The organism is Alcaligenes sp. SMD-FA, assembly GCF_025960365.1.
Taxonomy (GTDB): Bacteria; Pseudomonadota; Gammaproteobacteria; order Burkholderiales; family Burkholderiaceae_B; genus Alcaligenes; species Alcaligenes aquatilis.
The window spans coordinates 3,548,851-3,575,263 of record NZ_CP110108.1; the positions used below are offsets into that span (position 1 = coordinate 3,548,851).

The 26,413-nt window shown below is 56.4% G+C and carries 27 protein-coding genes; 18 read left to right on the forward strand and 9 right to left on the reverse strand.

What is annotated here, in order from left to right; all coding sequences use genetic code 11:
- Nucleotides 1-62 precede the first annotated feature (62 nt).
- Nucleotides 63-2,873, forward strand: a complete 2,811-nt coding sequence (locus tag OKX01_RS16360; RefSeq protein WP_264672077.1) for an autotransporter domain-containing protein — start codon at nt 63-65, stop codon at nt 2,871-2,873.
- 144 nt (nt 2,874-3,017) lie between these two features.
- Here OKX01_RS16360 and OKX01_RS16365 read toward each other — a convergent pair whose 3' ends face one another.
- From OKX01_RS16365 to OKX01_RS16395, 7 genes are all read right to left on the reverse strand, one after another.
- Nucleotides 3,018-3,569 carry an adenine phosphoribosyltransferase gene (locus OKX01_RS16365; RefSeq protein ID WP_094197849.1) on the reverse strand — a complete coding sequence of 184 codons (552 nt, stop codon included), beginning with the start codon at nt 3,567-3,569 and terminating at the stop codon, nt 3,018-3,020.
- Between the two features lie 170 nt (nt 3,570-3,739).
- On the reverse strand, nt 3,740-5,434 hold the full coding sequence (cydC, locus tag OKX01_RS16370; RefSeq protein WP_264672078.1) for a thiol reductant ABC exporter subunit CydC: 1,695 nt from the start codon (nt 5,432-5,434) through the stop codon (nt 3,740-3,742).
- The gene (gene cydD, locus OKX01_RS16375; protein WP_264672079.1) at nt 5,431-7,131 is read right to left on the reverse strand and encodes a thiol reductant ABC exporter subunit CydD; all 1,701 of its coding nucleotides are present in this window, start codon (nt 7,129-7,131) and stop codon (nt 5,431-5,433) included. The genes cydC and cydD overlap by 4 nt, the downstream gene beginning before the upstream one ends.
- Nucleotides 7,132-7,272, reverse strand: a complete 141-nt coding sequence (gene cydX / locus OKX01_RS16380) for a cytochrome bd-I oxidase subunit CydX (RefSeq protein WP_094197851.1) — start codon at nt 7,270-7,272, stop codon at nt 7,132-7,134.
- 14 nt (nt 7,273-7,286) lie between these two features.
- Entirely contained in the window at nt 7,287-8,438 is a 1,152-nt protein-coding gene (gene cydB / locus OKX01_RS16385) for a cytochrome d ubiquinol oxidase subunit II (RefSeq protein ID WP_094197852.1), read from the reverse strand.
- Between the two features lie 15 nt (nt 8,439-8,453).
- A complete protein-coding gene (locus OKX01_RS16390) occupies nt 8,454-10,037 on the reverse strand; it encodes a cytochrome ubiquinol oxidase subunit I (RefSeq protein WP_094197853.1) in 1,584 nt (527 codons plus the stop codon).
- Nucleotides 10,030-10,596 carry a GbsR/MarR family transcriptional regulator gene (locus OKX01_RS16395; protein ID WP_108728490.1) on the reverse strand — a complete coding sequence of 189 codons (567 nt, stop codon included), beginning with the start codon at nt 10,594-10,596 and terminating at the stop codon, nt 10,030-10,032. The genes OKX01_RS16390 and OKX01_RS16395 overlap by 8 nt, the downstream gene beginning before the upstream one ends.
- Before the next feature lie 157 nt (nt 10,597-10,753).
- On the opposite strand from OKX01_RS16395, the gene OKX01_RS16400 reads away from it, so the two are divergent.
- From OKX01_RS16400 to OKX01_RS16445, 10 genes are all read left to right on the forward strand, one after another.
- A complete protein-coding gene (locus OKX01_RS16400; RefSeq protein ID WP_108728489.1) occupies nt 10,754-11,743 on the forward strand; it encodes a KpsF/GutQ family sugar-phosphate isomerase in 990 nt (329 codons plus the stop codon).
- 2 nt (nt 11,744-11,745) lie between these two features.
- Entirely contained in the window at nt 11,746-12,351 is a 606-nt protein-coding gene (locus OKX01_RS16405; RefSeq protein WP_094197856.1) for a KdsC family phosphatase, read from the forward strand.
- Between the two features lie 2 nt (nt 12,352-12,353).
- On the forward strand, nt 12,354-12,974 hold the full coding sequence (gene lptC / locus OKX01_RS16410; protein ID WP_094197857.1) for an LPS export ABC transporter periplasmic protein LptC: 621 nt from the start codon (nt 12,354-12,356) through the stop codon (nt 12,972-12,974).
- Complete coding sequence (lptA, locus tag OKX01_RS16415; protein ID WP_094197858.1) at nt 12,971-13,621, forward strand: lipopolysaccharide transport periplasmic protein LptA; 651 nt, start codon at nt 12,971-12,973, stop codon at nt 13,619-13,621. Before lptC ends, lptA begins: the two co-directional genes overlap by 4 nt.
- A gap of 18 nt (nt 13,622-13,639) precedes the next feature.
- On the forward strand, nt 13,640-14,431 hold the full coding sequence (gene lptB, locus OKX01_RS16420) for an LPS export ABC transporter ATP-binding protein (RefSeq protein WP_125277971.1): 792 nt from the start codon (nt 13,640-13,642) through the stop codon (nt 14,429-14,431).
- A 189-nt stretch (nt 14,432-14,620) separates the two neighbouring features.
- Nucleotides 14,621-14,947, forward strand: coding sequence for a ribosome hibernation-promoting factor, HPF/YfiA family (hpf, locus tag OKX01_RS16425; protein ID WP_009458652.1), 327 nt, complete (start codon nt 14,621-14,623; stop codon nt 14,945-14,947).
- 151 nt (nt 14,948-15,098) lie between these two features.
- On the forward strand, nt 15,099-15,599 hold the full coding sequence (locus tag OKX01_RS16430) for a PTS sugar transporter subunit IIA (protein ID WP_162496918.1): 501 nt from the start codon (nt 15,099-15,101) through the stop codon (nt 15,597-15,599).
- On the forward strand, nt 15,571-16,497 hold the full coding sequence (gene hprK, locus OKX01_RS16435; protein ID WP_094197861.1) for an HPr(Ser) kinase/phosphatase: 927 nt from the start codon (nt 15,571-15,573) through the stop codon (nt 16,495-16,497). Before OKX01_RS16430 ends, hprK begins: the two co-directional genes overlap by 29 nt.
- Nucleotides 16,498-16,595: 98 nt before the next feature.
- Nucleotides 16,596-17,471, forward strand: a complete 876-nt coding sequence (gene rapZ / locus OKX01_RS16440; protein ID WP_094197862.1) for an RNase adapter RapZ — start codon at nt 16,596-16,598, stop codon at nt 17,469-17,471.
- Nucleotides 17,468-18,553, forward strand: a complete 1,086-nt coding sequence (locus tag OKX01_RS16445; RefSeq protein WP_108728488.1) for a septal ring lytic transglycosylase RlpA family protein — start codon at nt 17,468-17,470, stop codon at nt 18,551-18,553. Before rapZ ends, OKX01_RS16445 begins: the two co-directional genes overlap by 4 nt.
- Nucleotides 18,554-18,721: 168 nt before the next feature.
- Here the strand turns inward: OKX01_RS16445 and rsmI are convergent, their stop codons facing one another.
- Nucleotides 18,722-19,660 (reverse strand): 16S rRNA (cytidine(1402)-2'-O)-methyltransferase, encoded by a 939-nt coding sequence (gene rsmI, locus OKX01_RS16450; protein ID WP_094197864.1) that lies wholly within the window; start codon nt 19,658-19,660, stop codon nt 18,722-18,724.
- Nucleotides 19,661-19,694: 34 nt separating this feature from the next.
- On the opposite strand from rsmI, the gene OKX01_RS16455 reads away from it, so the two are divergent.
- The 6 genes from OKX01_RS16455 (at nt 19,695) to OKX01_RS16480 (ending at nt 23,823) form a co-directional block, all read left to right on the forward strand.
- On the forward strand, nt 19,695-20,153 hold the full coding sequence (locus OKX01_RS16455) for a YraN family protein (protein WP_094197865.1): 459 nt from the start codon (nt 19,695-19,697) through the stop codon (nt 20,151-20,153).
- A gap of 188 nt (nt 20,154-20,341) precedes the next feature.
- The gene (locus OKX01_RS16460) at nt 20,342-20,935 is read left to right on the forward strand and encodes a phosphoheptose isomerase (protein WP_162496917.1); all 594 of its coding nucleotides are present in this window, start codon (nt 20,342-20,344) and stop codon (nt 20,933-20,935) included.
- Nucleotides 20,932-21,621, forward strand: coding sequence for a BON domain-containing protein (locus OKX01_RS16465; RefSeq protein WP_264672080.1), 690 nt, complete (start codon nt 20,932-20,934; stop codon nt 21,619-21,621). Before OKX01_RS16460 ends, OKX01_RS16465 begins: the two co-directional genes overlap by 4 nt.
- Nucleotides 21,618-22,121: a peroxiredoxin family protein gene (locus tag OKX01_RS16470; protein ID WP_264672081.1), complete on the forward strand. Its 504-nt coding sequence runs from the start codon at nt 21,618-21,620 to the stop codon at nt 22,119-22,121. The genes OKX01_RS16465 and OKX01_RS16470 overlap by 4 nt, the downstream gene beginning before the upstream one ends.
- Before the next feature lie 76 nt (nt 22,122-22,197).
- Nucleotides 22,198-23,094, forward strand: a complete 897-nt coding sequence (gene argB, locus OKX01_RS16475; protein WP_009458643.1) for an acetylglutamate kinase — start codon at nt 22,198-22,200, stop codon at nt 23,092-23,094.
- A gap of 3 nt (nt 23,095-23,097) precedes the next feature.
- Nucleotides 23,098-23,823, forward strand: coding sequence for a pyrimidine 5'-nucleotidase (locus tag OKX01_RS16480; RefSeq protein ID WP_108728487.1), 726 nt, complete (start codon nt 23,098-23,100; stop codon nt 23,821-23,823).
- Between the two features lie 6 nt (nt 23,824-23,829).
- On the opposite strand, the gene OKX01_RS16485 is transcribed toward OKX01_RS16480, so the two are convergent.
- Complete coding sequence (locus OKX01_RS16485) at nt 23,830-25,284, reverse strand: aldehyde dehydrogenase family protein (RefSeq protein WP_108728486.1); 1,455 nt, start codon at nt 25,282-25,284, stop codon at nt 23,830-23,832.
- Nucleotides 25,285-25,479: 195 nt separating this feature from the next.
- On the opposite strand from OKX01_RS16485, the gene OKX01_RS16490 reads away from it, so the two are divergent.
- Nucleotides 25,480-26,409: an AraC family transcriptional regulator gene (locus tag OKX01_RS16490; RefSeq protein WP_108728485.1), complete on the forward strand. Its 930-nt coding sequence runs from the start codon at nt 25,480-25,482 to the stop codon at nt 26,407-26,409.
- The last annotated feature ends 4 nt before the right edge of the window (nt 26,410-26,413 follow it).

Genomic DNA, 26,413 nt, shown 5'->3' on the forward strand with positions numbered 1-26,413 from the left:
CCTCCACGGCAGGTTTTCACAACGAGTGGCCACCCTCCTTAGAAAATCCAAGTAGATAAGACATGTCGAACAAGAAACGCAACACCTCTATGTTGGTGCAGTTGGCTTTGTTAAGCCTGACTTTACCTGGCATCGTCCATGCCGATTCTGAGAGCTCACTGGAACAATGGCGCACTAAAGAATACAAGCGTCAACCCGGCCTGGACATGATCAATGCAGCCAAAGCCTATTCGCTGGGCTTTACCGGCAAAGGCGTCACGGTCGGTTATCTGGACTCGGGCATTCAGGCAGATCACCCTGAGTTTGCCGGCGCCATTGCTGGGGGCTTTGACTTTGCCAACAATACCCCCTACGCCAATGGCCAAGGAGTCGATACTCAGCCTCCTGCCGGACACGGGAGCCATGTTGCCGGAATCATTGGTGCGAGACGCGACGAAGCAGGCATGCACGGCGTCGCCTTCAATAGCCAGCTTTTTGCTGTTGCCTACGGCATCAATGCTGAGGACGATAACGACGATGATGATGCTGGTGGTGATGATGACGCTACCCCGACTCCAGACGATATAAGGGCCTTTCAAGATCGAATGCTCTCTAATGGCTGGAACTATCTCGCCCAGTTCAAGCTGCCTATTATTAATAGCAGTCTGGGGCTCAATGACTGCCGCGACTCATATGCCCCACCCTGCCATGTACTGGACTACGGCTCAGCTCAAGGCGCTCTAGATACGCAGCCTCTGATTATCCAGTCCTTTAAGAACAGCGTACAGGCCGGCTCCCTGATGGTATTTGCTACCGGCAATGAGTCTCAAGACCACCCTGATTTTCTGGCCGGCTCTCCCTACTGGTTTCCCGAACTGAAAGACAACTGGCTGGCCGTAACGGCAGTCGGGGAAGATGGTTCTTTGGCCGTCTACGCTAATAAATGTGGTGTTTCCGCCGAGTGGTGTTTGACCGCGCCAGGGGGAGAGTGGGCCCCTGGCATTAACTCCGTCAACTCGGATGGAGGCTATATTTATAAAAGCGGCACCTCCATGGCATCGCCACACGTGGCCGGAGCCGCAGCGTTAGTTAAAGAAGCCTACCCCTACTTCACCGCCTATCATCTGCAACAAACCCTGCTGACCACCGCAACCCCTCTGGGCGACCCCAGCACGTACGGCTGGGGTTTAATGAACGTGGGTAAGGCCGTGCAAGGCCCCGCACAATTTACCCGTCTGTTCGATGTGGACACGCTGGGCTACCACTCCACCTTCGCCAATGACATCAGCGGTATCGGAGGCTTGCACAAGCGCGGTTCCGGCTCTTTGGAGCTGACGGGCAATAACAGCTATACCGGTGACACCACCGTCAGCGGAGGTCGTCTGGCCGTCAATGGCACGCTGGCCTCTGCCGTAACCGTCGAGCGTGAGGGAACGCTGGGTGGTTCCGGTACGGTCTCCAAGGTTGATAACTACGGCACCCTGGCTCCAGGCAACTCAGTTGGCACCCTGACCGTCAACGGCGACTACACCGCCCATGCCGGTTCGGTGCATGAACTGGAAGTTGGTCCTGCTGGTGCGACCGATCGTCTGGTGGTTGGCGGTGCAGCCCATATAGACGGCACCCTGAAACTGGCCGGTGGCCCCTTCCGCCAGAACGTGGCCTATTCCTTTCTGGATGCGGCTAATGGTGTGACGGGTCAATACAGCCACATCACTTATGACATGGCTTTCCTGTCGCCCACACTACTTTACGGCACCAGCCTGTCCTTGATGATCAAACGCAATGACACGCCGTTCGCTGCGTTTGCCAATACAAGTAACCAGAAAGCCGTGGCCAATGCCTTGGATACCGGCTCGGACCAACCGCCAGCCGCTATGGCTGAACTGTATGACACGGTGCTCAATGCACAATCCGGCAGCGTGGCAGGCTACATGGAGCAGCTACAAGGTCAGATCCATGCCGGCACCACCTCGGCGCTGCTCAGCAATGGCGACCTGCTGCCGCGCACCTTGGGCAAACAAGCCTCAAGCGCACGTAATACAACCGGCAAAGAGACCGTCCTGTGGGCTGAAGTGATCCATCAACAACGAGATCTGGACGGTGACGACAACAGCCAGGATGTACGCCACAAAGTGGGCGGTCTATTCCTAGGCGGGGATACGGCTATCGGCGAGCAAGGCTGGCGTATAGGTGCCTCCTTGGGCTATCTGGAAAACCGCATCAAGCTGGATGATCGCCGTCAGACCTCGCGCAGCAATAGCTACAGCGCAGCCCTGTACGGGACGCAGGCTTGGGAGCTAGGTTCAGGTAGCCTGAATGTGCTGGCTGGTGGTGCTTACACACGCCACAGCCTGGACAGCGAACGCTCCATCTCCGTTCATCAATACGAAACGCTGAAGGCTGACTACAAGGCGCACAGCATTCAGGCCTTTGCCCAACTGGGTTACCGCATGCCAGTCAGCCCACGCGCCAGCGTAGAGCCTTATGCCAGCGTCAATTGGCACCAACTGCGTCACGGCTCCTTTAGCGAATCAGGCGGTCAGGCAGCATTGCAAGGTGACTCCCAGCGTCAGAACCTGAGCACGGTCACACTGGGGCTGAGGGGTACCACGGAACTGGATCTGTCCAAAACGACACTCTCCTTAAGTGCGGGCTTAGGCTGGCGTCATGCCCTGGGTGACACCACCCCCGAACGTGAACTGGCCTTTGCGGCTTTGCCCGGCAGCAGCTTCCGCGTAAGCGGCGCGCCTATCGCCAAGAATGCTGCTGTTGCCGAATTGGGCGCCGAGCTGAAAGCCGGCAAAAGCACCTCCTTCGGTCTGAACTACCAGGGTCAGTTTGGCCGCAATCAAGACCACGCAGGCTCCTTGTTCATGAAGGTCCGTTTCTAAATAACGCAGCAAAGCACGGGGCTGGCAGTATGTCAGCCCCGTACCCTATCAAGCAGACAGACATGAAAAACCCCTGCGATGCTCAAAAGGCATGGCAGGGACTCAGGCTAAAAAACCAAACCGGCACACGCCGGTTAATAGTAATTAGCGGTCAGATTCGTTAAAGCTACAGACGGTGTATACCGACAGGCCAGAATCCTTAACGGCTTGAGAACCACCCAACTCGGGCAGATCAATAATCGCAGCAGCTTCCACCACATTGGCACCTAGGCGCTGCAGCAAACGAGCCGCAGCCAGCAAAGTACCACCGGTTGCGATCAGGTCGTCGATCAGCAAGACACGCTGACCAGGGCGCACGGAGTCGGTGTGCATCTCGACGCTGGCATTGCCATATTCCAGGGAATACTCTTCGGCCACGGTATTGAAAGGCAGCTTGCCCTTTTTACGCACTGGCACAAAACCCAGGTTCAGCTCATAGGCCAGAACCGAACCCACGATAAAGCCGCGTGCATCCACACCCGCCACCAGATCCAGTTTTTGTCCCATGTAGCGATAGACAAATAAGTCAATCAACACCCGAAAGGAACGCGGGTCTTGCAAAACCGGGGTGATATCGCGGAAAGTCACCCCTGGCTTAGGCCAGTCCGGCACATTGCGAATGATTTGACGGATGTACTGGGTGGGATCAATTTGCATGTCAAAGCTTCTACAACAAAAAATCCGGACGCGAAGGGCGCTCTTGGATACGTTGCAAGTGTACACAATTGGGCAGCAGCAACAAGGGCTTGCCCGGCTTGTGCCCGTCAGTTGTACTAATACGACGTGATTGGGAAAAAATCCCTGCAGACTTGACCCGAAGCGGCCTTTTAGTTTGGCTCTAAAGTATTTATTGGCGTGCCGGATTGTCGCTGCAGACGACCCGCTTCAAACTGATAAACGCTATCGACCAAAGGCAGCAAACGGGTGTCATGCGTAGCCATAATCACGGTTTTTCCACGCGCCGCGGCCAGAATATCCTGCATCAAAGCCTGACTGGTGGGGCCATCCAGACTGGCCGTAGGCTCGTCCAGAAACCAGATATGGGCGGGTGACAAAAGCACCCGTGCCAGACACAGGCGACGCTGTTGTCCCAAGGACAATTGCTGTCCCCCTTCACCCAACCAGGTATCCAGCCCTTGCGGCAAATCGCGAACCACACTGTCCAGCTGGGCATCGTGAAGAACCTGCCAGATTTGTTGCTCTGAAGCGGTCGGCTCAGCCAGCAAAAGGTTATCGCGTACCGAGCCAAGAAACAGCGGCGAGTCCTGCGCCAGCAAAGCGCAATGATCAAACCAGCTGGCGCGACTCCAGTTCTGGGCCGCTTTACCCTCTACCAGATACTGCTGGCCCGAGACAGGCAACAAGCGCATCAGCACACCCAGCAAAGTGGACTTGCCCGAACCGCTAGGCCCAAAAATGGCAATATGCTCACCGGGCTTAACCTGCAGCGACAAATGATCCAGCACCGGCTGTGAGCCATAGGCAAAGCTCAGGTCCGTGATTTCCAGAGAGGCTGGCTTATCCAGCGCAATCGTCTGCCCTTGCTCCTGATCGGTCTCTTCAGGCTCGTCCAGAATCGTCAGCAAACGATTGCTGGCCGCCTGCACCTCTCCCAGGCGAGATGCGCCGCGCATCATGGGGGCCATGATCTCAAACAAACCTAACAGAGCCAAAACCAGGCCTACCCATAAGGGGCCGCTCATCGCTTCCAAATTGACTTGCTGTGCTCCTACCAGCAGGCAGATCATCAGGGCAACACCCATCAAGACCTGCTGGGAAAACTGCCCGACAATGCCCCAGCCATTGCTGCGCAAACGGGCTTGCCCCAGCTCCTGGCCAAGCTTGTCCACTTGTTCCTGCACGGCATCCGCAGCAGCAAACACCTGAATATCGGCATAGGCGCGGATGGCCTGATGCACCAGAACACGCTGGCGGTTCTCCAGTTGATGCACCTGCTGGGCTGCACGGCTGGCACCTCGGGCACAGATATACGGAATCAGACAAGCAGCAATTAGCAAGCAGGCCAAAATCAACCACGCCCACCAGGACAGCCAGGTTTGCAGCACCGCGCTAAATACCAGAGCTGCCACGACAGCAGTAGTCAGCGGCACCAAAATCAGCAGAAGGACCAGATCCAGCACAGCAACGTCGGAAGTCAAGCTTGAAGCCAGTTCCCCATCCCGGAACTGGGCCAGGCGCGACTGACTGAACCGGCTCAATCGTCCAAAAACCAGGCTACGAATACGTACCTGCAGATCCAGGGTCAGGGCATGTCCAACCACTCGCTCCAAATAGCGTGAGGCGATACGCCAGAAAGACAGGCCACGAATCATGGCCGAAGGACCAAACAGGTTGAATACGATACCCATAGCTGCCAGGAAGGCGCTGCTCAGGAACCAGCCCGCTACTCCCAGAAGGCCCACACCCGCCGCTACTGTGCTGATCGCCAACAGAACTGTAAACAATACGGCACCACGTCGTGCGCGCAGGCTGGAGCCTAAAAGACGAAACCACGCTTTCATGCCGTCAGAACTCCTTGGGCTATGTGTAGCTGGTTCGAGCACATTGCCGCCAGCTCCTGGTCATGCGTGGCTACGACCAAACAGCGTCCCTGACAAAAACGCAGAATATTGCGCATAACGCGATCCCGCGTCGCCGCATCCAGACGGGAGCTGGGTTCGTCCAGCAAAACCACATGCGGGTCCGTCAAAAACAGGCGGGCCAGTGCCAAGCGCTGAATCTGGCCACCGGAAAGACCAAACCCGCCTTCACCCAGCGCCGTCTGCAAACCATCAGGCAAAGCACGTACAAACTCGGCCGCACAGGCTTGTTCCAAGGCTTGCCACAATTGCTCATCACTGGCTTGTGGGGCTGCCAAACGCAGGCCGTCAGCAATCGTACCCATGGCTAAAAAAGCCTGCTGGGAAATCAGCACAACCCCATCATGGCGCGTCAGCAGGCGCCCGGCCGTATCACTGTTACGCAGCAGAATTTCGCCCTGTACCAAAGGGCGCAAACCAATCAGGCTTTCCAGCAAACTGGTCTTGCCCGAACCACTGGCCCCCAGCACCGCATAAGACTGATTGATATAGAGTTGCAAACTGGGCACTTCCAGCAAGGTCCCCTGCCCGCCAAGCTGTGGCAAATGCAGATGCCGCAACACCAAGACCGGCAGGTTCGGAAAAACAGCTTCAATGTCTGCACTAGTGGGAGCTGCTGGAATCAAGTCTTGACCCAGATTCGCCCACAGTCTGTCGACCTCTACCGCAGCGGCACGTGCTGCTGCCCGGTCGTGATAATTGGCGGCTAATTGGCGCAAGGGCTGGTAAGCCTCTGGAGCCAGGAGCAAACAGAACAAACCCTGCTGCAAGCTGACACCAGCAAAGGATTCACCCAGATAGCCCAGATAACCCAAACCAATGTAAACAGCGATCCCAGCCACACCCAATGCCGCAAAGAACTCCAGCACAGCCGATGACAAGAACGCGATGCGTAGCACTTTCATGGTGCGTGTGCGTAACTCCTGACTGGCCAGCTCCACACGCTGCAACTCGTCCTGTCCGCGCCCCATCAGGCTTAAGGTAAAAATTCCGCGCAGACGATCTGCAAAAAAACCAGACAGGCGCAAAGTTGTTTGTTGTTGCTCCCGGCTGGCGGCCTCCGCGCCCCAACCCACCAGGGCCATGAACAAAGGAATCAGAGGCGTGCTCAACAAAAGAATCAAGGAGACAATGCCATCGACCGGCAAGACCGCCAGCACCAGCGCCAAAGGCACCAGGGCTGCTGCCGCCATGCAAGGGATGTAGCGCGTCACAAAGCCATCCAGGGCTTCGATTTGCGTGATCAAACTGGTAGAAAGTTCGCCGCTATTGCTGGCCCGCAGACGCGGCATCGTACTGCGGAACAGTCGCGCAAACAGCTCGGAGCGTAGCCCTTGTTTCAGCTGTTCTGAAACCTTTTGCGCACGACGCTCGCCCAAAGCGGAAATGGCAGCCCGCAGCAGCAAGAGTGCGGCCACCATCACTATAGAGGAGAGCTGCCCTGTCCAGGGCAGACCATCGACCACAATTGCCTGCACAATCTTTGCCAGCAACCAGGCCTGAGGAATCAGTAATGCGCCGGCCAGCACAGGGGCCAGCATGGAAGCCCGCAAAGCCGTGCGGGCGCGGCTGGAGAATTGCCCCAGCCATTGTTGCGCCGTTGGACTTTGCGGGGTCAATCAGGCCTCGATATCTGCTTTAGCCTTGGACGCTGCCGCCGTCTGCAAGGCAGTGTTCTCGCGCAGCTCGAACCACATTGCATTCAGGATGGAGAATGCACAGGCCAGACCCAAACCTAGAACCCAAGAGAAGTACCACATATGTGCTGGCCTCCTTAGTAAGAATGAGAAGAGTCTTTCATGCTGGCAACCGACACCTTGCCACGCATTACGCTATACACCCAGGAGGTATACAGCACAATGATGGGCAGGAACACCAGTGTCACCAGCAGCATGATCCACAAGGTCAGATGACTGGCCGAAGCATCAAACAAGGTCAGGCTGGAACCGGGTGTCAAGGACGAAGGCAGCAAGAATGGGAAGACGGCAAAACCAAAAGTCAGAATAATGCCAGCCAGTGCCAGGGACGAGAACAACAAGGCCAGCAAGCCCCGGCCACGACCTGCCAACAAGGCGCCCAGCAACAAGCCTGCAAAGCCGACAATGGGCGCCGCCCACAAGGCAGGCCAGGTCCGGTAGTTGGCCAGCCAGGCGCCTTCCACCATTTCAACCGTCTTGCCAATGGGGTTGGACATGGCATGGGCCACTTCGGGCCAAGGCATGCTGTAGCCATTCATGGCGCTAATCCACCAGCCACCGACCGCAAAAGCCACGATAGACAGCAAGCCCAAAGGCTTGGCCCAGGCACGCGCACGGCGAGCCACATGATCACTACCCTTCCAAGCCACCACAACCGCCCCTTGAAATGCCAACATCAAGACGCTGAGCAATCCGCACAGGATGGCGAAAGGCTGGAACAGACCGAAGAAATTGCCTTCGTACATCGGGCGCAACGTTGTCTCATCAAAGCCGAACGGCACGCCCAGCATGACATTACCAATCGCCACACCAAACACCAGAGCACAAACCAGACCGGAAGCGGTCCAGACCGCGTCCCAGTTACGCCGCCAGCGTGACGAGCTAAGCTTGCTGCGGTACTTGATGGCAACCGGGCGCACAATCAAAGCCACCAAAAGCAGCATCATGGCCAAGTAAAAGCCCGAGAAAGCCATGGCATACAGCAAGGGCCAGGCCGCAAAGGCCACACCACCGGCCACGATCAACCAGACCTGGTTACCTTCCCAGACCGGGCCAATCACGTTATACAGCGTGCGCCGCTCATCATCGCTGCGAGCAACCAGTGGCAGCACCATCGCCACCCCAAGGTCAGCCCCGTCCATGATGGCAAAGGCAGCCAGCAAAACGCCCAGCAGCAACCACCAGATGATGCGCAAGGTGTCGTAATCGAGAAGAATCAAATTATCCATGATGGTTCCCCCTCCTTAACCGCGCAGCAACGGAGCGTTGCGCGAACCATAAGACAAAGCGGAAGGTGTGGCGGCCTCGCCAGCCTCGTCCGGACCTTTGCGAATTGAATGCAGCATGACCTTGATACCAATCACCGCCAAGGTGCCGTAGAGCAACAGGAAGATCGTCATACTGATCATCAGGTCTACAAAGGACAGGCCAGAAGCTGCGTAGTAAGTCGGCAAGACACCTTCAATCGCCCAGGGCTGACGTCCGAACTCGGCCACAAACCAGCCACACTCGATCGCAATCCAAGGCAGGGGAATGCTCCAGACCGCTGCTTTAAGCAGGCGCGGGTGACGTTGCAGACGGTCACGCGATGCCAGCACAAAAGCCACGCCAAAGAACAGGATGAAGTACAGCCCCAGCGCCACCATCACACGGAAGCTCCAGAACAGGGGCGCAACCTGTGGCACCGTATCCCAGGCAGCCTGGGCAATGGTGTCGGTATCGGCTTTGGTGATGTCGTCCGTATAGCGCTTGAGCAACAAGGCGTAGCCCAGGTCTTTCCAGTTATTGTCAAAGACGCGGCGAGCCTCGATATTGCCCGCATCAGCACGAACTAACTGCAGAGCCTCATAAGCGCGCAAGCCATTGGCAATACGGATCTTGGCATGCTCGACCAGCTCATTGATACCCAGCATAGGAGTGCTGACTGAGCGCGTCCCGATCAAACCCATCACCCACGGAATTTCCACGGCAAAGCGGTTCTCACGGGCTTCCTGATCAGGCCAGGCCAGGAGATTGAAACTGGCCGGCGCTTCCTCGGTTTCCCACATGGACTCCATGGCCGCAATCTTCATTTGCTGGTGTTCAGTGGTGAGATAACCGCTTTCATCACCCAGTACCACCACGGACAGGGACGCCGCCAAGCCAAAACTGGCCGCTACCGTCATCGAGCGCTTGGCCAGATCTATATGGCGACCACGCAGCAGGTACCAGGCACTGATGCCCATGACGAACATGGCACCGAGCACATAACCGGCACTGACGGTATGAACAACTTTGGCTTGTGCGACAGGATTGAGAATGACCTCGGCAAAGTCGGTCATTTCCATACGCATCGTGTGGGGGTTGAAGATGGCGCCGACCGGGTTCTGCATCCAGCCATTGGCGACCAGAATCCACAAGGCCGACAGATTGGTGCCGATAGCAACGAGCCAGGTAACGATCAAGTGTCCAAGTTTGGAGAGACGATCCCAGCCGAAAAAGAACAGGCCGACAAAGGTTGCTTCCAAGAAAAAAGCCATCAATCCTTCAATGGCAAGTGGCGCTCCAAAAATATCGCCTACATAGTGACTGTAATAAGCCCAGTTCATGCCGAACTGAAATTCCATCACAATCCCGGTGGCCACACCCAGGGCAAAGTTAATGCCAAAGAGCACGCCCCAGAATTTGGTCATGCGGCGCCAGATGGCTTTGCCCGTCATGACATAGACGCTTTCCATAATGGCCAGCAAAAAAGATAGGCCCAGCGTCAAGGGAACAAATAAAAAGTGAAACATCGCGGTGGAAGCAAACTGCAACCGCGATAAGGTAACAACATCCAGATCAATCATGACGATCCCCAGTTTGATCAGCTTTGCGAATCTTTCCGGCGAAACCCAGCACTTTCTGAACTTTGCTACCTAAACGCATCAGATTTTGCAGGGTCTCGGGCGGTAAGTGATGAACCTCGTCAAACCAACCACAAGCCAACTCGATCAATTCCAGCATTTCATTAATGCGTTGCTGCCCATATGCTTCTTCGTCATTGACGGGAGCTTCCATAAGGATACTTCGCAATAAGGTCAATGTGGGATCAATCTCGCGCTTGCGCTTTTCTTCCACCAGAGTACGAAAAATATCCCAAACATCATTGGGAGATTCAAAGTATTCACGGCGCTCGCCGATCTTGTGCGTCATATTGACCAGTCGCCAGGACTGCAATTCGCGCAAGCTCATGCTGACATTGGAACGGGAGATGCCGAGCGTTTCAGCGATCTCGTCGGCGTGAAGGGCTTCAGGGGCAATGAACAGCAAGGCATAGATCTGGCCTACCGTCCGGTTGACCCCCCAGCGCCCGCCCATCTCCCCGAAGTGCAGAATAAAACGCTCTGCCTGTGGTCCTAAATTCATGGCTTCCTGAATTTTCAGTAATTACTGAAATTACAATACAAGACGTATCTTAACCCTAAACTAATCTGTCTGCCACTGGTCAAAGGGCATCTGGCCTTACAATTTGCCTCCTGCAAATCTGCATGCCAAGCACACACTTCACGTTTACAATTTCGCCATGAATACATCGGCACTTTTAGATCCTGCACATATCCTGTCTTCAGCACAACGCACCTTCGCCATTGAGGTTGACGCGTTACAAGCGCTGGGCGGACGTCTGGACCAAAGTTTTGTAGAAGCCACCAAGCTGCTGGTGCACTGCCAGGGTCGCGTGGTGGTGACGGGCATCGGCAAGTCCGGCCATGTGGCACGCAAGATCGCCGCTACGCTGGCCTCAACCGGCACCCCCGCTTTTTTCATGCACGCTGCCGAAGCCCTGCACGGTGATTTGGGCATGATTACCAAGCAGGATGTAGTGATTGCCATCTCCTACTCCGGCCAAGCCCAGGAGCTGGTCACGGTGCTGACTGTGCTGCGTCGCATGGGAGCCAAGCTGATTGCCATTACCGGCAACGCCCAATCCGAACTGGCGCAAAATGCTGACCTGCATCTGGACGCACATGTGGAGCACGAAGCCTGCCCACTCAACCTGGCCCCTACGGCCAGCACCACGGCCGCTTTAGTATTAGGCGATGCACTGGCCGTTGCCTGTCTGGAAGCACGTGGCTTTAGCCGTGAAGACTTCGCTCGCTCCCACCCCGGTGGCGCGCTGGGTCGTCAATTACTGACGTTTGTGCGCGACATCATGCGCAGCGGCGAACAATTGCCCATTGTTTCCCCCGAGACCCTGGTTCCCGATGCCCTGATAGAAATGTCCAGCAAAGGCATGGGCATGACCATTGTCACTGACTCGCAAGGCCATCCCGTGGGGATGTTCACTGATGGCGACTTGCGCCGCCTGATTGCACGCGCGGGCGACATACGCAAGCTGCCCGTGTCCGAAGGCATGTCACGCGAACCGCGCAGCATTGCTGCCGACGCCCTGGCCATTGAAGCGGCCGAGCAAATGGATGCCTTGCGTATCAGCCAAATGCTGGTATTGGACACAAACGGGCTACTATTGGGAGCTCTGCACATGCACGACCTGTTGGCTGCAAAGGTAATCTGATCATGATGAATACGCCCACCATCCCGCTCCACCCCGCTGAAGCTCAAATCCTGGCCAAGTTGCCCGAGAACATACGCAGCCAATTACGTCAGCTGCGCATGATGGTATTTGACGTGGACGGTGTGCTGACCGACGGACGCCTGTGGTACAGCGCTAACGGCGAGGAATTCAAGAGCTTTCACGCTCTGGACGGCCACGGTTTGCGCATGCTGGGGGAAAGTGGCATTCATGTAGCCCTGATTACCGGACGCGAAAGCGGTATCGTGTCACGTCGCGCTGCCGAGCTGGGCATTCCTTTTGTCCATCAGGGCGTACGTGACAAGATTGCTATCCTGACCCAACTGGCCCAGGAAAACGGCTTATCGTTAAGCGAAATGGGTTATATGGGCGACGATTTGATCGATTTGCCGGCCATGCAACGCGTGGGATTTTCCGCCAGTGTGCCCGAAGCCCCTTTCTACATTAGCCAAATTGCCAGCTGGGTGGCCACGCAGCCTGCCGGCCACGGTGCCGTGCGTGAATGTTGTGATGCCATCCTGGCCTCCCAGGGCCGCCTTGCCGCCTTTATTACAGGTGGCCCCTTAAAGACGACAGGAGTCATTCAGTAATCATGCGTGACCGTCTGCCTACCGTCATTTCCCTGCTGTTGCTGGCCATGCTGGTGCTGGCAACATTGTGGGCGGTCGACTACACCCAACGCTCGGTTGCCATTGATCCGCCGCGCCGTGTGACCCACGAGCCCGACTCCTGGGCCCGCAACTTCACCATGATCAGCTCTGACCAAACCGGGATGGCCATCAGCAGGCTGGACGGAAAGATTGCTTACCATTACCCGGATGACGACTCGCACGACATTACCTCCCCGCGTGCAGTCAGTAACCGAGCGAACTCGCCGCTGACCATTGCCACCTCCGACACCGCACATATGAATGCAGGTGGTGATGTGATCACGATGAAAGGCAATGCCCACATCCACCGTCTGGCCACACCCGAGGACGAGGCCATGGATGTGCGCAGCGAAGTACTGATCATCCTGCCTGAAGAGGATGTGGTCTACACCAACGAACCTGCATTGGTCGTCAACGGCCAGTCCACCATGCGCGGTACCGGGATGCGTTACGATAATCGCGTTCGTCAATTGAACGTCATGTCGGAATCCGACGTTAAAATCTCGGGCCAACAAACACAAAAAGCGCGTTCTTCCAATAGCTCTAAGGATTCCCCTCCATGACCACGCCTGACAGCGCCCGCCTGAGCCACAAGCCCATGCTCTCTTTTAGCCTTTTGCGTGGTGCTTTGGCCCTGTGCCTGAGCACTGTAACCCTGGCTTTGCTGCCCACGGCCCCGGCTCTGGCACAAGCAGCGGCCTCTGCTGCTGCCGAACCAGACACCTCCGTGCTGTCCGACACCCTGACTTACGACGATATTGCCAAGCAGACGATCTACAAAGGCAATATCATCCTGACCCGTGGCGCCATGACCTTAATGGCAGACCAATTGGCCATCGAGCAAGATGCGGAAGGATTCCAGCATGGCACGGCCACGGTCAGCGAGCGCGCCCGCGTCACCATTCGACAGGAAGACCCGGCCAAATTTGAATTGATGGTCGCCGAAGGTGTCCGAGCTATTTACAACGGTAAAACCGAAGAGGTCGAACTGATTGGCAAGGCTGTCGTCAACCGTTATGTTTGCGGCAAGTTGCAAGACTCCGTCCAGGGTCAACGCATTATCTATCGCCAAAAAGATGGCACGTACCAAGCCTTTGGTGGCTCGGACTCCGCCACCCGGGATGGCCGGGTTCGCTCCGTGGCCCGCCCACGCGCCAATGCCGACGCTGCTCTGGCCGAATGCCAACGCAAGTCTTCCCCCCGCAAATAGTCCGGACACCTCTGAATTATGGTTGCTCCTAACAACCCGTCTACCCCTACCCGCGCCAGCCACTCAACCAAAGGCAGCCTGATTGCACAGGGCCTGCGCAAGACCTACGGCAAACGTACGGTCGTGCAGGATGTTTCTCTGAACGTGGAAAGTGGTGAAGTCGTCGGCCTGCTAGGCCCGAACGGGGCTGGCAAAACCACCAGCTTCTATATGATTGTGGGCATTGTGCCCGCCGATGCAGGTCGCATTGAAATTGATGGCACGCCCATTACCGCCATGCCCATGCACAAGCGGGCACGTCTGGGCCTGTCCTATCTGCCTCAGGATGCCTCCGTATTTCGCCGCCTGACGGTGGAAGAAAACATCCGCGCCGTGCTGGAGCTGCAACTGGACGATAACGGTCGCCGCATCAGCAAGAACGATATCAACGAGCGCCTGGAAACCCTGATTAGCGAACTGCAAATTGCACACATCCGACAAAATACCGCCCTATCCCTGTCTGGTGGCGAGCGCCGCCGAGTAGAAATTGCCCGCGCACTAGCCAGCAACCCCCGTTTTATTCTGCTGGACGAACCCTTTGCTGGGGTGGACCCGATCGCCGTGATCGAAATTCAGCGCATTGTGCAGTTTCTAAAAGGTCGCAATATCGGCGTGCTGATTACCGACCATAACGTGCGCGAAACCTTGGGCATCTGCGACCGCGCCTACATCATCAGCGAAGGCACGGTACTGACAAGCGGGCACCCATCCGAGATCATCGACAACGAAGCCGTGCGCAAGGTTTATCTGGGATCGAACTTCCGAATGTAAGCCGATTTTTGGCCCTGTAACGGGGCCAATCAAAACAAGGGTTATCCAGCACATCGCAGATTGATTCAGGTCATGTTATCTGACCCACATATAGGTATACTGGAATATCCAGGATCAGTAGTAAGGAGGCTAAAGACGATCAACCTTCCCCTTCTTGAACACGTTGTTTGACTACTACGGAGAGCCTATATGAGCCTTAATATCACTGGCCGTAATCTTGACATAACTCCTGCCATTCGCGACTACGTCAAAAGCAAAATTGGTCGAATTGAAAAACATTTCGATAACGTAGTTGACTCGCAGGTTATGCTTTCCATTGAACGTCTGAAGCACAATGCCGAAGTAACCGTCCGCGTTCCCGGCAAAGATATACACTGCGCCTCTTCAGACGAAAACTTGTATGCTGCTATCGATCTGCTGGCCGATAAAATTGACCGCCAGATTCTGAAATACAAGGAAAAGGCAAACAGCCATGCGCATGAGCCCGCCAAGCGGCTCGAAGTTCCGGCAGCCTGATCTGGCCGAACTGTTACAGCAGGGATAACCTGCCAACAAACCCCGTACTTTCAAAAGTTCGGGGTTTTGTGTTTCTTGGCACAGTGTCCGCCTGTTGTTAGCCATCCAAAAAAAGTTTAGCTAAAAAACATTCCCCCCTATAATGGCCGTCATGAATCTCTTGTCGCGTATTTTGCCTTTGTCCAACGTGGTTCTGGATCTTGCTGTTACCAGCAAGAAGCGCGCTTTTGAACAAGCCGGATTGATTTTCGAGAACCATCACGGCATTGCTCGGACAGCCGTTTTCCATAGCCTGATCGCGCGTGAGCGTCTGGGCTCCACAGCGCTTGGCCACGATGTCGCCGTCCCGCATGGTCGCATCAAGGACCTGAAAGAGCCTTGTGCCGTTTTCATGCGCTTGGCCGAGCCGGTACGCTTTGACGCCAGCGACGGCCGTACCGCCAGCCTGCTATTCTTTTTGCTGGTTCCCGAAACGGCGACTCAAATCCACTTGGACCTGCTGGCCGAGATCGCCCGTTTGATGGCCGATCAGGACATCCGCCAGGCGCTTGCTCAGGAAACGGACCCTGTTCAAATTCATCAGATCCTGACCCAGACCCCTGATCTCAACGCGGAACATCCCGATGCTGACAGTTCAAGAACTGGTCAATGACAATAACGACAAGCTCGAGGTAAGCTGGGCAGCCGGAAAACACGCTGCTCAACGCCCTATCCCCGATCTTGGCGCCTCTGCGGCAGACCTGGTCGGTCACTTGAACTTGATCCACCCTGGCCGCATTCAGGTTTTCGGCCCTGAAGAACTCTCTTTCTACCACCGCTTTGATATCAAGCGTCGCCTGCATCATCTGGATGATCTCAGGCAAGGTGGGGTTCCCGCCCTGTTCATTGCCAACGATGCCGTTGCACCCGATGACTTGATCCAGTTTTGTGAAGATCAAGGGATCCCGCTACTCTACACCCCTATCGATGCGGCGCAGCTGATTGATCTGCTACGCATCTATCTAGGCAAACGTCTGGCCCCCAAAATCACCATGCACGGCGTGTTCATGGATGTCCTGGGTCTGGGGGTACTGATCACTGGCGAGTCCGGTCTGGGCAAAAGCGAATTAGCGCTAGAGCTGATCTCCCGCGGCCACGGGCTGGTCGCAGACGATGCGGTTGAGCTCTCACGCACCGCACCCAACATGATCGACGGACAATGCCCACCCCTGCTGCAAAACCTGCTAGAGGTACGTGGCTTGGGTTTGCTGGACATTCGCACCATTTTCGGCGAAACCTCCGTTCGTCGTAGAATGAAGCTTAAACTAATTGTGCACCTGGTTCGTTCCAACCCCGACAGCTTCGAGCGTCTGCCTACTCAAGACCAGACCCAGGAAGTACTAGGGGTCGATATCAAACGCGTCATGCTTCAAGTGGCCGCCGGCCGAAATCTGGCCGTGCTGGTAGAGGCCGCCGTGCGCAACACCATCCTCGCCTTCCGCGGCATTGATACCATGGGTGACTTCATCGAACGCCAGGCATTGGCTATCATGAATAGTCGCGAAGACTAGGCACCTAAGGGTCTGTTAGCATTAAACGGCCCTGACGGCTTTGTCCTGTTTCACCTAACCGTTGCTCCTCGGACAACGACTCGGAGTCCTTTGCCACGATGCTGAAAGTTGTATTGATTACCGGCATATCCGGTTCGGGAAAATCAGTTGCCTTGCGCCTGCTGGAAGATACCGGCTATCTGTGCATCGACAACTTGCCACCCCGATTTCTGGCCGAATTTGTCGAACGCTCTGCTGAGCAAGGGCTCGAGCGACTTGCCGTTGCCATTGACGTGCGCGGCGCTGGTGATCTGGACATCCTTCCCGGCGTTATCAGCAAACTGAACGAAGAGGGCTACGCCCTGCGCGTGCTGTTTTTGAACGCCAACGATCACACCCTGATGCAGCGGTACTCAGAGTCGCGCCGCCGCCACCCACTGACAGACCGTTTACGTCAGGATGGCCGCTCGCCTTCCTTGCAGGAGTGCATTGAAGCCGAACGTGAAATGACCGCCCCTTTGCGTGAACTGGGCCACATTATCGACACCTCCGACCTGACCCCGGGTCAGTTGCGTGCCTGGATACGCGATCTGGTACAGGCTGATCGCGCCAGTGTCGTGTTGACTTTCGAATCCTTTGCCTACAAGCGTGGCGTACCGGGCGATGCAGACCTGGTTTTCGACGTGCGCTGCCTGCCAAACCCCCACTACGACCCGGAACTGCGCCCCATGACGGGCCGCGATGAGCCAGTTGCAAAATGGCTGGCCCAGTTCGGCTCTGTAGAAACCATGGTGGATGATATTGCGGGCTTTGTACGCCGCTGGTTGCCTTTGTATATGCAAGACACCCGCAATTACCTGACGGTCGCCATAGGCTGCACGGGCGGGCAACATCGCTCCGTGTACGTTACTGAACAACTGGCACTGCGCTTTGCTGATTACGCCCCTTTGCTGGTACGCCATCGCAATCAACCTCCCATCAATCCCGTGCCATGAGCCATCCGACCTTACTGAAATTAGGTGCAGCCTTGGGCATCTTGGCCCTATTGGCTGGATGCACCTCCAGCCCAAAGCGCGCCAAAACCAAACCAGGGGCTACGGTTTCAGCACCGCGCGGAGGGGGGTATTACAAAGATGACGGCCCCCACGATCGAATACCCGTCAATCTGCAGGCCACCCCCGACGCCGTTCCCCGAATAGAACCTATCGCCCGCAGCAATACCCGTCCCTACACCGTGCTCGGCAAAAGCTTTGTTCCACACAAATCACACAAAGCCTTTACCCAGACCGGCACAGCTTCTTGGTACGGGCGCAAGTTCCACGGCAAGAAAACCGCCAATGGCGAAACCTACGATATGTACGCCATGACAGCGGCACATCCCACCTTGCCTATTCCCAGCTACGCCCGTGTCACCCGCCCTAAAACCGGCAAATCGGTGATTGTGCGCATTAACGACCGCGGGCCCTTCCACAGCTCCCGCATCATCGACTTATCCTATGTTGCCGCCGCCAAGCTGGATCTAATTGCGCCCGGCAGTGGCACCGTGATGGTGGAATCCATCACTCAGGAAGAAATTCGTAGTGGCAGTTTTAGTCGTGAACAGGTCAATGTCGTTGAAGCCCCCGCTGCCCGCACGGCGCCGGCTCCCGCAGCACCCAAATCCAGTCTGACCATCACCGAAACACTGGAACCCACCCCTGACGCCCTGGCTGCTCTGCCCCCGGAAGAATTGACTGTTGAGCTGGACGATACACCCAGCTGGAGCAGCGATGCGAACGATCAGCAACTGATCGTGCAATCTTCACCCACAACTGCCAGCAAACCCCTGGCCCCGTCTGGTCAGAACCGGGTCTATCTGCAATTCGGTGCGTTCTCCGCACGCGAAAACGCCGCCGCATTGGCGCAGCAACTGAACCGCCAGATTTCGCAAGTGGAGTACCGAGACGCCCAAGTTCAGATGCACAACGATTTGTACCGCGTGCAAATTGGTCCGTATCAAAACCGGACCGAGGCTATCAATGCCGCTTACCGCATCCAACAAAAAACCGGCTTGAGCCCCTCGGTCGCCGTCCGCTAAGCCACACCCAGCTCACCACAACATCCCCTTCATGAACGGCAGCCCCAAAGTTGGACATTGATCCACGCTTTGGGGTGTTTTTCATGGCGAAATACGATAGCCAGTTCAAGCTGTCCGTTGTTCATCGTGATCTATCGGAGCAGCATGAAGGCCTGAAACCCAATCATCCTAGTCCTTGGGCGAATTGGCCAAACCCCAGGCATACAGAACATCACGAGCAATTCCGGTCGCCTGGCTGGCGATCCGGGCAGCGTCACGCAGCGAGACCTGTTCCAGCAACGCCTTCATCCAACGCTCTGTAGTGGCATCCAGCGCAGGCGCATCCTCGTCCACTTCTCGCACCGCATCATGCAAAATAAGAACAAACTCGCCCTGCTCTCGATGGCTGTCTTCATCTAGCCAGGCCAAGGCCTGCCCCAAAGGCACGGTATGAATCTGCTCGAAGCGCTTGCTCAGTTCACGTGCAAACGTCAGCTCACGCTCCGGCCCACACACCTCTTGCATATCACGCAAACTGGCTCGCAAACGGTGAGGGGACTCAAACATCAATACCGGCATACCCAGGCTGGACCAATGCTGTAGCCACTTGCGACGCGCCACCGTTTTAGGCGGCATGAAACCGGCGAAGGCAAAAGCGGGGTTCTCATCGCTGGTCGCGCCACTGCCCATCAAGGCGGTAATAACAGCCGATGCTCCGGGCAGCGGTACTACCTGAAAACCTGCCTCACGCACCGAGCGCACTACGCGGGCGCCAGGATCGCTGACAGCGGGCGCGCCTGCATCCGACACCAAAGCCACTCGTTGCCCTTGCTCCAGACGCTCGATAATGGCTTGAGCCGCCTGCGCCTCGTTATGACGATGTGCAGCCATCAAGGGTGTTTGTATGCCCCAGGCCTGCAAAAAAGGACGCGTAGCCCGCGTATCCTCTGCCGCAATAATGTCGCACAGTTCCAGCGCCTGCCAGCCGCGCAGGCTAAGGTCTCCCATATTGCCAATGGGCGTGGCCACTACGTACAGGCAAGACTGCGGCCAGACCTGGCCTTGCACCTTGTCCATCATGCTTTGCCAGACGCCGGCATTCCCTGTTCGGTTTTCGGTATCGCTCATGCTCGATCCTGCTTGTTCATCTTCATGTGTTCCTATGAATCCCTTTGAATACGCTCGCCAGGCTCAAAACCGGCAATTGCGGCGCAGGCGGCGTAGTCGTCCTGCCGCCAGAAAGGAAAAACCACTGCGTTCGTCCAGCCAGGAAAGCGGCGATCAGGCCGAACAACGAGCCTGCGATCATGTCACCGCCCACGGCGCCCGCGTTCTGGCTCGTCAACTGGGTACTCGCTTTGGGGAAATTGACCTGGTTCTGTGGCACCAGAATCATCTTGTCTTTCTGGAAGTGCGCCAACGCAATCACAAGGGCTACGGAGGGGCGCTTGCCAGTGTAAACCGGGACAAGCAACGGCGCTTGATCCTGACAGCACAACAATGGCTGCCAACGCTATGCCAGCGCTATTTCCAGGGCAAGCTGCCCGCTTGCCGTTTTGACGTCATTGCCATTGAAGACGACACCCTGACCTGGATTCACAATGCCTTTGAGCAAAGCTAAGTCACGGGACAGCGGCCTGGCCTTCGTGAAACTCTCCGGCAGGCACACAGTCTCATACAGAAAAACACCAACTACAGCCTCCTGATTCGGCCTGCTTACAGCATCTGGTTTCAATACCGTGGCGTTTTTTTCAACATGACACGATCTGCCTGCCCCACAGGGAAATTCTCCGTGCGATAATGCGCGCTATGGACCTTATCGCCTTAATGACTTCGCATTTCGACGATTCCGTCGATACTCTCAAAGCCAGCACACGCGAACTGGCCGAACCTTTGGCCGCCGCTGTAGAGCTGTTGTTTGCCACCTTGGCCAACGACGGCAAGATTCTGGCTTGCGGAAACGGCGGATCAGCAGCCGATGCCCAGCACTTTATTGCAGAGCTGGTGGGCCGCTTTGAGCGCGACCGTTTGCCCTTGGCTGGCATTGCCTTGAATACCGACACCTCTATCATGACGGCAGTGGGTAATGACTATGGCTTTGACAGTATCTTTGAACGCCAGGTCAGCGCCTTGGGCCAGACTGGCGATATTCTGGTCGCCATCTCAACCAGCGGCAATTCGCCAAACGTCATCCGTGCCATTGAGGCAGCTCGCGAACGCGATATGGTCATTATTGCCTTGACCGGTAAAGGCGGCGGACAAATCGCTGAGTTGCTCTCGGATACCGACATCCATCTGTGCGTACCGCACGATCGAACCATGCGCATTCAGGAAGTACATATTGTTCTGTTGCACGCCATGTGCGATGGCATTGATGCGCTGCTGCTCGGAGATCCACTATGAAACACCGTTTGATTCTGGCCGCCTTACTGGCCAGCACCACCCTGACCGGTTGCGGTCTGCTGGTAGTGGGCGGCGCCGCTGCCACAACCGCCGTTGTCGCTACCGACCGCCGTACCACGGGCGAACAAGTCGAAGACAAAGCTATTGTCATGAAAGCGGGCGCAGAAACACGCCGCCTGCTGGAAAACAAGGAAGGCCGCATCAACACAACGTCTTACGCCGGAGTGGTCCTGCTGACCGGTGATGTCCCCACCCAGGCGGACAAGGAAGAAGCCGCCCGTCTGGTGTCCAAAGTCGATAAAGTGACACGCGTGGTCAACGAACTGCGTGTCGGCGAACCAACCCCGCTGAGCGTACGCTCGAACGACTCGTGGATCACCACCCGCGTCAGCACGGCTTTACTGAACGCCAAAGACGTACCCAGTCGCACGATTTCCACCACCACCGAGCGCGGCGTGGTCTACCTGCTGGGCCGTGTCACACGCGAAGAAGGTGAGCGTGCTGCGATTGCCGCCTCCAGCGTGCCTGGCGTGAACAAAGTCGCCAAGCTCTTCGATTACATTAGCGCTGAAAGCCTGGCGCAGCCCTTGAGCACCAATACGCAGCCGAGCACCAGCTCTGGCACAGAGGCCTCTGAAACGGCCCCTGCACCCGCCTCTTCTGTAGAAGTTATGCCCGTCCAATGAAAAAAGTAGTCATCATTGCCTTTGTTGTGGCCATCGCCGTGGGTCTGGGCGTCTGGACCATGTCCGGTAGCAGCTCCAAGGCCAGCGCTCCCGATGTCGCCTTTACCGACCTGAATGGCAAGCACTTTGAAACCAAAGACTTGCAGGGCAAAGTCGTCCTGGTGAAATTCTGGGCCACGGACTGCACCACCTGTGTGGCGCAAATGCCCGACAACATCGAGAACTTCAATGCCTTGTCCAGTAAAGGCTTTGATATTGTGGCTGTGGCCATGAGGCACGACCCCATTAATTACGTGCGCAACTTCACCCAATCCCGCCAACTGCCGTTCACGGTTGTCCATGACGACAAGGGCGAAATCGCCAAGGCTTTTGGGGATGTCCGTTTGACTCCTACTGCCTTTTTACTCGACAAACAGGGCCACATCATCAAGCGCTACCTGGGTAACTACGACAAGCAGGAATTCATTGCCACCGTCGAAAAAGCCCTGGCCAGCAGCTAAAAACCTGTTTCTGCCCCCAGCCACATAACCCCGGGTACCAGCAGTGGACCCGGGTTTTCTTCAAGTGAGCGCATCAATGAGCACCACAGATTCGCAGAATTACTCCTCGACCGTCAAAGCAGAAGTTTTGTCCGAGGCCCTGCCTTATATTCGTCGTTTCCACGGCAAGACCGTTGTCATCAAATACGGTGGCAATGCCATGACAGAAGAAGCGTTGCAGCGCAGCTTTGCCCATGACGTCGTCTTGCTCAAGCTGGTTGGCCTGAACCCCGTTGTGGTGCACGGTGGCGGTCCCCAGATCAATGACGCTCTCAAGCGGGTGGGCAAAGAAGGTACCTTCATTCAAGGCATGCGCGTCACCGATGCAGAAACCATGGAAGTGGTGGAGTGGGTGCTAGGCGGGCAAGTACAGCAAGACATCGTGATGATGATCAATGAAGCCGGTGGCAAGGCCGTAGGTCTGACCGGTAAAGACGGCGGTATGATTCGCGTCACCAAGAAAATGCTGCCTGATGCCGAGCATCCTGGCGAGCTGCTGGACATTGGCTTTGTGGGCGATATTGAAAGCATCCAGCCTGAAGTAGTCAAAGCATTGCAGGACGATCAGTTCATCCCTGTGATCTCATCCATTGGTTACGGCGAGGACGGCCAAGCCTACAACATCAATGCCGACGTGGTGGCCGGCAAGATGGCTGAAGTGCTTAGCGCTGAAAAACTGGTCATGCTGACCAACACCCCCGGTGTGTTGGACAAGGCTGGTCAACTGTTGCGCCGTCTGTCGGCCCAGACCATTGATGAACTGTTTGCTGATGGCACGATCTCCGGCGGCATGCTGCCCAAAATCTCTTCGGCCCTGGATGCGGCGCGCAATGGCGTCAACTCCGTACATGTCATCGACGGCCGTGTCCCCCACTGCCTGTTGCTGGAAATCCTGACTGACCGTGGTGTTGGCACCATGATCAGCTCGCACTAATCCGTGCGCGCTCCTATCCGTGCCCATTCCTGGGCACGACCTTTGTCAGCCTGCCAGCCAGATGAAACCATCTGGCTGTTTGATCTGGATAACACCCTGCACAATGCCTCCAAAGGCATTTTCCAGGCGATTGATGGGCGCATGCGCATCGGCGTGGCGCAAACGCTGGGTGTGAATATGGACGAGGCCGACCGCTTGCGTCTGGAATACTGGAAGCGGTACGGCGCCACCATGATTGGTCTGCAACGTCATCATGGAGCAGATCCGGCCACTTTCCTGAAACACGCTCACGACTTTGATGTACCGTCTCTGATCAGTGCTGAACCCGGTCTGGCCCATCAATTGCGTCGTCTACCGGGCTATAAGCTGCTGCTGACCAACGCACCGCTGGAGTACGCACAGCGTGTCTTGAAAGCCTTGAATCTACTGCCCGTTTTTGATGGGTTGTGGGCTATTGAGCATATGCAGCTACAAGGCCGCTATCGACCCAAGCCCTCCCAGGCGCTGATGAAACAGGCGCTGGCCGTGCTGAAATCCCAGGCCCGTGACATCGTGTTGGTCGAAGATACGCTACGCAATCTGAAAAGTGCCCGCCAGCTAGGGATGCAAACCATCCATATCTATAACGCGGGCACCCCGTTCAGCGCTCTGTATCATGGACGCAGCCCATATGTAGACCATCGCATCAACCGCATCGCGCAACTGGTCAAGAACTGGCCACGCCTCTGAGGTGACTTAGAACGCCAGTTGGCGCTCCCCTTGCTGGATAGTGACCCACTTCAGTTCCGTCATGTCCGCAATCGAGTAGCGGCCATTTTCCTTACCGTAGCCACTGTCCCTGAAGCCACCAAAAGGCGCGTTCGGATCATCATCAAAGGAATTGTCATTGATGTGAACCGAACCTGCCTCGATGCGTTCGGCAAAATCCATGGCCTTTTGCAGATCATTGGTCAGAATTGCGGAAGACAGGCCATAGGAAGTGTCATTGGCCATTTCCAGGGCATGCTCGTAGTCACGAGCCTTGTAGATGGCAGCCACAGGGCCAAAGGTCTCTTCGTAGTACAGGTTCATGTCGGGAGTGACATCGCACAAGGCGGTAGGCTGAATCACATTGCCTTCCCGGCCACCACCTGCCAGCAAAGTTGCGCCCTTGGAGACGGCATCCTGAATATGAGCCTGCACAAAATCGGCCTGTTCAGAACTGATCAACGGGCCAACGGCCGTTTTCGGCAAAGCGGGATCACCAGTAGGAATGCGGGCAACCTGCTTGGCAAAGGCTTCGCAGAACGCATCGTAAATGCCCTGCTCCACAATAATGCGCGAGTTCGCCATGCACACCTGGCCCTGGTTGAAATAAATGCCGAAAGCGGCGGAACGCACGGCGTAGTCCAGCGTGGCGTCGTCCAGCACCACCACCGGGCTTTTACCGCCCAACTCCAGCACAATACGCTTTTGATGACGGCCAGCCAGATCTGCCAGGATACGGCCCACACGAGCCGAACCCGTGAAGGTCACCAGCTTGACGCGCGGATCGGAGAACAAGGTATCACCCAAGGCTTCGTCCGTAGTCAGCAGCACAGTCAACACACCTGGGGGCAGGCCCGCTTCTTCCAGAATCTCTGCAAACATCAGCGCAGCCATAGGCGTGTGCGGCGAAGGCTTCAGAATGAAACTGTTGCCCGCAGCCAGTGCAGGAGCCAGTTTCTTGCCATTGAGCAACAGAGGTGCATTAAAAGGACCAATCCCGGCAACCACCCCCAAGGGGCGACGAATGCTCATGGAAATACGGCCAGGCAGGTCCGAAGGCATGGTTTCACCCCGAATATCGCGAGTCTGACCTGCGGCAATACGGAAGGTACTGACGATGTAATCGCACTCGAACATGGCCTTACCAAAGACGTTACCGCCCTCCTCAATCAGCACACGCACGATGTCGTCGCGGCGGCGTTCCACAATGTCGGCCGCACGGCACAAGATGGCTTCACGTTCACGGGCCAGCATCTTGCCCCAGACACGCTGTGCACGTTCTGCACTGGCCAGCGCTTCTTCAATATCCTGCTTGGTCGCAAGGAAAACACGTGCCAGCGCTTTGCCCGTGTAAGGATTCACCAGATCCTTATGCAACTGACCTTCTGATTGCCAGGCCTGTCCGTTGATGTAGGGGTAGATCTGCTTTAGCTGCTCTGTCATGACTGCTCCTTTCCTGTATTGTCTCCAGGTGCGCTTTGGGCACCCTTCATGGTTAAACCCGATAGCCACCGAGGTGCGCCATAGCTCACCATGCAGTACTGTCTTAGATACTATTCTTGAGCCGATTGCCTCTCTGTGTCGTGGACTGGGGCGCAGCCCAATCTGGACAATGACGCAGAAGACGGAAAAAACCGCATGAGCACGAACTATCACTGGGACACGCAGGCTTTGCCTCCCGGACAAAGCGCCAAGCTCTGGACCCAAGCCATTTCGCAGTCTTTCCAGCACGTGCAAACACAGTGTTACGGACAGAACTTTCGTGGCACCTTGCGCTCGCAACGCCTGGGGGAAGTGGCGATCAACCGGCTGACCGCGCAACCTTATCGGGTCAGCACGGGCAGGCCGCAAACGGACCAGCCCTGGTTGTTCTTGAATGTGCATCAGCAAGGCCACTGCCGCCTGATTCAGAACGGGCGCGAACAGTGGTTGCCGGCGGGCAGCTTAAGCTTGAATGTGGGCAACAGCCCCTTCACACTGGATTTTGTGGACGAGGTCACCATGACTACGCTGCGCTTGCCACTGGATGGGCTGCTGCCCTATACCGGCCCTTTGAATGATGTGGTCGCCCAGCCATTGGCCCCTGGCGCCAGCCTGCACTTGCTGGAGCACTATCTACAAGGCTTTTTGCTATCTGCCGACAGTTTGCGGGCAAATCAGCATAATCAGGCCTGGCGTTGCCTGCGCGACTTGCTGGTCATGAGCATTAACGAAAGACGCTCGGCCCCGCTTGATCCAAGCACGGCACGGTACGAAGATGCGCTGGCCTACCTGTCTGACCGACTGAGCGATTCCACCTTGAATATTGCGGCCTTGTCCGAACACCTTGGCATGGCGCCGCGCACCACCCAGGCGCTGTTCAAAGCCAAGGGGACCACTTTTACCGCCCAATTGATGCAACTGCGGCTGGAAGCAGCCGCACAACTGCTGCGCCAGACACCATCCAGCACGGTGGCGCAAGTAGCATATTCAGTGGGTTTTTCGGATCTGTCCTACTTTCACCGCCAGTTTCGACGACGCTTTGATATCACGCCAGGCCATTTTTATGGTCATGGCCTGGAGTCGTGAAGCA